Annotated in this window: 6 protein-coding genes; 1 reads left to right on the top strand and 5 read right to left on the bottom strand. The window is 75.1% G+C overall.

Annotated elements, in window-relative coordinates; genetic code table 11:
* Positions 1–72 precede the first annotated feature (72 nt).
* From manA to KME75_RS39825, 5 genes are all read right to left on the bottom strand, one after another.
* Positions 73–1,326: a mannose-6-phosphate isomerase, class I gene (gene manA, locus KME75_RS39845; RefSeq protein WP_219420178.1), complete on the bottom strand. Its 1,254-nt coding sequence runs from the start codon at positions 1,324–1,326 to the stop codon at positions 73–75.
* Between the two features lie 16 nt (positions 1,327–1,342).
* Entirely contained in the window at positions 1,343–2,437 is a 1,095-nt protein-coding gene (locus tag KME75_RS39840) for an SIS domain-containing protein (protein WP_219420177.1), read from the bottom strand.
* A 2-nt stretch (positions 2,438–2,439) separates the two neighbouring features.
* Complete coding sequence (locus KME75_RS39835; RefSeq protein WP_219420176.1) at positions 2,440–2,643, bottom strand: Trm112 family protein; 204 nt, start codon at positions 2,641–2,643, stop codon at positions 2,440–2,442.
* Between the two features lie 108 nt (positions 2,644–2,751).
* Positions 2,752–4,122 carry a phosphomannomutase/phosphoglucomutase gene (locus KME75_RS39830; protein WP_219420175.1) on the bottom strand — a complete coding sequence of 457 codons (1,371 nt, stop codon included), beginning with the start codon at positions 4,120–4,122 and terminating at the stop codon, positions 2,752–2,754.
* Positions 4,123–4,144: 22 nt separating this feature from the next.
* Positions 4,145–4,501, bottom strand: coding sequence for a DUF3499 domain-containing protein (locus KME75_RS39825; RefSeq protein WP_219420174.1), 357 nt, complete (start codon positions 4,499–4,501; stop codon positions 4,145–4,147).
* Positions 4,502–4,590: 89 nt separating this feature from the next.
* Between KME75_RS39825 and KME75_RS39820 the strand changes: the two genes are divergently transcribed.
* Entirely contained in the window at positions 4,591–5,070 is a 480-nt protein-coding gene (locus KME75_RS39820; protein ID WP_219420173.1) for a metallopeptidase family protein, read from the top strand.
* The last annotated feature ends 57 nt before the right edge of the window (positions 5,071–5,127 follow it).

The raw sequence follows: 5,127 nt of genomic DNA, 5'->3' as shown, positions 1-5,127 counted from the left end.
GCCACCGCGCGGTCGCCACCCGCTACGACAAGCGCGACTACATGTTCCGCGGAACCATCGACGTCGCCTCGATCAGGATCTGGCTCCGCGACCCCGTCCCATGATCCAAGGGACACGCTCTAGTGCGTCGCTCGCGAGGAACAGCTGCGTGTCGTCGGCCCGCGCCTGCACGGTGACGCCGGTGTCGGTCGCCCCGAGCCACAGCGAGGCACCCCGCTTGATCTCCAGCTCGGCGTTCCCGGAGCGGACGCCGGCCGCTCCTGCGGTGCACAGCAGGATCCGCGGACCGCCGTCGGGCACCGCGACCGAGGCGGCGTCCGCGCCCTCCCAGCGCCGGAGCAGGAACTCCTCGGCGGGCGTGTCGTAGCGGACCCAGCCCGCGTCCGGGCGGCCGGTGAGCACCGGCGGCGGCATCGCCCCGAAGTCGAGGACCCGCAGCAGCTCCGGGACGTCCACGTGCTTGGGCGTGAGCCCGCCGCGCAGGACGTTGTCGGAGTTCGCCATCAGCTCGATGCCCGCGCCGGAGAGGTAGGCGTGCAGGTTGCCCGCCGGGAGGAACAGCGCCTCCCCCGGCCGGATCGTGACGCGGTTGAGCAGCAGGGCGGCCAGCACACCCGCGTCACCCGGGTAGCGCTCGGACAGCTCGAGGACGGTACGCGCCTCGGCCTGGAAGTCCCCGCCGCTGCCGACGAGCCGGACGCACCCTTCCTGCAGGGCGGGCACGAGCGTGTCCAGCATCGACTGCGGCAGCGTGATCCAGGTGGTGAACAGCGCGCGCAGGCCGTCGGCGTCGGGCTGGGCCGCGAGCAGCTCGGTGTGGCCGGCGAGCTCCGGGACGTCGAGCGCACGCAGCAGCCGGACGGTCGCCGCGGGCTCCCGGAACCCGACGAGCGCGTGGAACTCGGTGAGCGCGCAGATCAGCTCGGGCTTGTGGTTCGCGTCGCGGTAGTTGCGGTCGGGGGCGTCCCGGTCGATGCCGGCGGCGTCCTCGGCCGCGCAGCCCGCCCGCGCCTGCTCGATGCTGGGGTGGGCCTGCAACGACAGCGGCTCGTCGGCGGCCAGCACCTTGAGCAGGAACGGCAGGGTGGCCTCCCACCGGCCGCTGCGGTCGCTGCCCAGGAGGCCGTCCGGGTCGGCGCGCAGCGCGTCGAGCAACGAGATGCGGCCACCGTCGGCGTGCATGAGGTGCGACGGGTCGGCGGGGTGTGCGCCGAACCAGAGCTCGGCCTGCGGGTGCGGCGACGGCACCTCCTGGCCCAGCAGGTCGGCGATCACCGTCCGCGAGCCCCACGCGTAGGCCCGCACCGGGTTGTCCAGCAGCTCCACGGTCTGTGTGCACTCCTCAGGCAGGCTCGATCGTGCGGGTGGCCAGCCCCAGGTACACCGCGGCCACGTCGAAGCGCGACGCCAGCAGCCCGGCCCGCAACAGCGCGGCGTGCCGGACCCCCCTGGCCACCTCGTCCACCGGGTACTGGACGTCGGTGGACGGCCAGCCGCGGCCGGTGCGCCTGAGCGTCACCTGACCGGGATCATCCTCTCCGGTGGCGATCAACACGAGACGCACGGGGGGTGCCTCGTTCGAACCGTCGGGGTCGTCGAACGGGTCACGGAAGATGTCGGTGCCCGCGGCGCCGCGGTCCAGCGCGCGGACGAGGCCGGTCGCGGTGGCGGCGCGTGCGACGTCCCCGGCGTGTGCCACGACGCCGGCGTGGACGGCGAGCGCGGTGGCGGCGTGCTCGGCGACGGCGGCCGCGAGCGGGTCGGTGCCCCACAGCAGCGGGGTGTGCTCGGCGATGCGCAGCGCCAGCGCCTTGGCCGGGTTCATGAACGGCTCGTGGCCGGGCTGGTTGCGCTCCGCCTCCGCGTCGAGCTGGTCGGCCAGCGGGTCGAGGGCCCCGGGCAGCGCGGGGTCGACCAGTTCGAGGGCGCCCACGGTCGCGAGCCCGACGGCCAGCGCGCGCGGCAGGTCGAGGCCCGGCGGGACCGGGATGCGCGGCTCGACGAGCCGGGCGCGCCCCGCCCCCGCCGACGCCACCGGCCCCTCCCCGGGCGCGGACAGCACGACCTCGGCGCCCCGGCGCACCGCGAGCGCGACGCTGTCGGCCAGCTCGGCGTCGGTGGCGTCGGCCGTGTGCGCGACGACGACGTCGAGCGGGCCGACCCACGTCGGCGTGGCGTCCGCGTGCACGACCGGCACCGGCGCCGCCGGCCCGAGCAGCGCGGACAGCACGTTCGCCGCGGCCCCGGACGCGCCGGGCCTGCGCAGCAGGACGAGCGCGCGCGGACGGTGCCCGGCCAGGTCGCCGACGCCCGCCTCGGCGGCGGCGTGCGCCGCCGAACGGACCTGAGCGCCCGCCGTGGCCGCCGAGCGCAGCACACCGCCCGTGTCGAGTGCGGCGAGCGCCCGGGGGTCGGCGAGCAGGGAGTCGTCGAGCACGGTCAGGAATCGTTCCGGGCAGGCGGGATGGCCTCGTCGAGCAGCAGCACCGGGATCCCGTCGACGACGGGGTACCCGCGGCCGCACGCCGTGCAGGTGAGCACGTCGGCGTCCGGGTCGGCCGGCGTCCCCGCCCGCAGCGGGGCATGGTCGTCGGACGGGCAGGCCAGGATGTCCATCAGCTGGGGGTCGAGCTCTACGGCCACGGTCCTCCTCGGGTCGGGCGGTTCGCGGGCAGAGGCCTTCCCGCGATGCTGCCAGTGCAGGGCGGGCCGCGCCGGGTCCGTCCGGGTAGCGACCGGCCGGCGCGGCCGTCAGGCGCGGACGACCGCGAGCACCTCGTCGCGCAGCGCGGCCACGGCGGCGGCGTCGGCCGCCTCCACGTTGAGCCGCAGCAGCGGCTCGGTGTTGGACGGGCGCAGGTTGAACCACGAGCCGTCGGGCAGCTGCACGGTCAGGCCGTCGACCTCGTCGTAGGAGACGCCGTCGCGGCCCACGTAGCGCTCCTTGATCGCGGCGATGCGGTCCGCCTGGTCCCGCACGGTGCTATTGACCTCGCCGGACGCGGCGTAGCGCCCGTAGCCCGCCATCAGCCGCGAGATCGGCTCGTCGTGCTCGGCGAGGGCGGCCAGCACGTGCATCGCGGCGAGCATGCCGGAGTCGGCCTTCCAGAAGTCCCGGAAGTAGTAGTGCGCGGAGTGCTCGCCGCCGAAGACGGCGTCGGTCTCGGCCATCGTCTGCTTGATGAACGAGTGCCCGACGCGGGTACGGACGGGGCGCCCGCCGTGCTCGGCCACGATCTCGGGCACGGCCTTCGACGTGATCAGGTTGTGGATGACGGCGGCCCCGGGCGCCTTCGCGAGTTCGCGGACGGCCACCAGCGCGGTGATCGCGCTCGGGCTGATCGGCTCGCCGCGCTCGTCGACGGCGAAGCAGCGGTCGGCGTCGCCGTCGAAGGCCAGCCCGATGTCGGCGCCCTCTTCGACCACGCGCTTCTGCAGGTCCACGAGGTTGGCCGGGTCGAGCGGGTTGGCGTCGTGGTTCGGGAACGAGCCGTCGAGCTCGAAGTACATCGGCACGACGTCCAACGGGAGCGCGCCGAGCACGTCCGGGCCGAGCACGGCGGGGACGGTGTGGCCGCCCATGCCGTTGCCCGCATCGACCACGACGCGCAACCGCCGGCCGCCCGAGAGGTCGACGAGCGAGCGGAGGTAGGCCGCGTAGTCGGCGAGCAGGTCACGCTCGCTCACGGTGCCGCCGCCGGGCCCGTCCGGGACGCCCGCCTCGACGGCCTCGCGGATCGCGGCGAGCCCGGTGTCCTGACCGATCGGGACCGCGCCCGCCCGGCACAGCTTGATCCCGTTGTACTTCGCCGGGTTGTGGCTGGCGGTGAACATCGCGCCGGGCATCGCGAGCGTGCCCGAGGCGAAGTAGAGCATGTCGGTGCTCGCGAGCCCGATCGAGACGACGTCGAGCCCCTGCCCCGTGACGCCCTCGGCGAACGCTGCCGCGAGCCCGGGGGAGCTGTCGCGCATGTCGTACCCGACGACGACACCCTCCGCGCCCTCGGCGCGCAGCAGGAACGCCATCGCAGCACCGATGTTGCGCACCGTCGCGGCGTCGAGCTGCTCGCCGACGACTCCGCGGATGTCGTAGGCCTTCACGATCGCCGACAGATCTGCCACGGCGGCAGACCCTATCGGGGTCTCAGTCGTCCGCGGCCCCGGGGAGCACGCGCAGGTGCCCCCGGCGGCCGGTGCCGCTGGCCGGGACCGGCTCGACCGGGCGATCGGCCCGGCCCGCCTCCCGGACCGCCTCGGCGAGCGCCGTCAGGTCGTCGCTGCTGTGCTGCGGCGGGGCGAACTCGCCCTCGAACCGCACCACCTCCCACCCGCGGGGGGCGGTGAGCCGGTGGGCGTGCTGGGTGCACAGGTCGTAGGAGTGCGGCTCGGCCTGCGTGGCCAGGGGACCCACCACGGCCGTGGAGTCGGCGTAGACGTACGTGAGCGTGGCCACCGCGAGCTCCGTACACCCGCTCCGTGAACAACGCCGCACGCTCAACACGCCCCCGACGATAGCGCTTGGACCGCCCGACACCCGGTCGCGACGCGCGGGCATCGAACGCGGAGCGGTCGCGCCGTAGGATTCGGGGGGTGACCACCGCGCGCCGCACCCTGCGCCGCTCCCCCCGCCGACGGGACCGGCGGGGCCGCGGGCTGCGCGGGCTCCTCTACCCCACCACCACGCCGGCGTCGCGCACGCGGGCCGAGAAGTTCGACGCGCTCGTGCTCGAGGCGCTCGAGCCGATCGAGCTGCGCTGGGGCAGCGAGCTGGAGGAGCTCGACCTGGCCGTCGACGAGGTGCCGGAGGTCGACGAGACCTCCCCCGACGACGTCGTGTGGGGCCAGGGCGTGCTCGCCGACGTCGGCGTGCCGCTGGCCCAGCTGGTGCCGGCCGGCGTCGATCCGGAGGGGCTGCCGTCCCGTGCGCGGATCGTGCTGTACCGCAGGCCGCTGGAGGCGCGCGCCAAGGGCGGGGCGGACCTGGCCGATCTACTACACGAGGTGCTCGTCGAGCAGGTGGCGGAGTACCTCAACATCGAGCCCGACGCCGTCGACGGCGGCGAGCGCTGACGATCGGCGCCCGTGCGCCCCGTCTCGGCCGATGCCCCCCGTCGACGGGGCGCACGG

This window comes from Pseudonocardia nigra, assembly GCF_019396355.1.
GTDB classification, from domain to species: domain Bacteria; phylum Actinomycetota; class Actinomycetes; order Mycobacteriales; family Pseudonocardiaceae; genus Pseudonocardia; species Pseudonocardia nigra.
Note: the sequence above shows the minus strand (reverse complement) of the source record. Positions and strands in the feature narration are given on the sequence as shown.